Consider the following 1,081-nt stretch of genomic DNA (forward strand, 5'->3'; position numbering starts at 1 on the left):
ACCCGCGTCCGCCCGGCGCGCGCGAGCAGCGCCGCCCCGAGCACCAGCGCCGACACCGCCTCGATCTCCGGTCCGAAGCCTGCCACGATGCCGGCGCCGTCCAGGGCGTAGACCGGCTCGCCGACGACGAGGCGGTTCTTGGCGAGCCGCAGCAGCGGCAGGCCGTAGACCGCACCGAGGAAGGCGATGGCGAACAGCAGCGGCACGAGGCGGGCCATTCGATCGCGGGCGGCGGCCGTCACGTGATGAAGCCGGCGTCGCGCAGGAACGTCCGCGCGACGGCCTCGGCCACCTGTCCCTCGACGGTGATGCGGGCGTTCAGCCGGCGGAGCGTGTCGGCATCCAGGCGCGCGAAGACCGGATCGAGCGTGTCGCGGATGCGCGGATGGCTTGCGAGGGTGTCGGCGCGGATCACCGGTGCGACCTCGTAGACGATCTGCGCGCCCTTCGGATCGCTCATCACGACGAGGTCGAGGGCGCCGAGCGCCCCGTCGGTGCCGTAGACCATGCCTGCGTTGACGCCGCTGATGCCCTGCGCCGCCGCCCGCGCCGTCACCGCCGTGTCGCCGCCGGGCAGGCTGACGATGCGGTCCATCGGCAGCGCGAAGCCGTAGGCGGCCTCGAAGGACGGCAGCGCCGCCGGGCTCTCGACGAACTCGGTCGAGGCCGCCAGGCGGATCAGCCCGCGCCGCACGGCCTCGGCGAAGTCCGCCATGGTGGCCAGCCCCTCCTTGCGGGCGAGGCTGCCGCGCACCGCGATCAGCCAGGTGTTGTTGGCCGGCGCCCGCCCGAGCCAGACGAGGCCTTTGGCCCGATCGGCGGCGGCTGCTGCGGCGTAGGCGCTGTCGGGCCGCTTCCAGGCCGGGTCGGCCTCGGTGCCGGTGAAGAAGGCGCCGTTGCCCGTGTATTCGGGGTAGATGTCGACATCGCCCGACATCAGCGCCGTGCGGACGATCAGCGTCGGCCCGAGGCCGAGGCGGCGTTGCACCGGGATGCCGAGATCCTCCAGGCACAGGGCGATCATGCTGCCGACGAGCGTGCCCTCGGTGTCGCTCTTCGAGGCGACCACCAACGGTCCGCG

General features: G+C 73.4%; 1 protein-coding gene and 1 pseudogene. Both read right to left on the reverse strand.

Annotated elements, in window-relative coordinates:
• Positions 1-218, reverse strand: a pseudogene (locus FV222_RS27065) (ABC transporter permease); the annotation flags it as partial.
• Positions 219-238: 20 nt separating this feature from the next.
• A complete protein-coding gene (locus FV222_RS27070) occupies positions 239-1,072 on the reverse strand; it encodes a glycine betaine ABC transporter substrate-binding protein (RefSeq protein ID WP_246685702.1) in 834 nt (277 codons plus the stop codon).
• Positions 1,073-1,081 lie beyond the last annotated feature (9 nt).

The organism is Methylobacterium sp. WL103, from assembly GCF_008039885.1.
Classification (GTDB): Bacteria; Pseudomonadota; Alphaproteobacteria; order Rhizobiales; family Beijerinckiaceae; genus Methylobacterium; species Methylobacterium cerastii.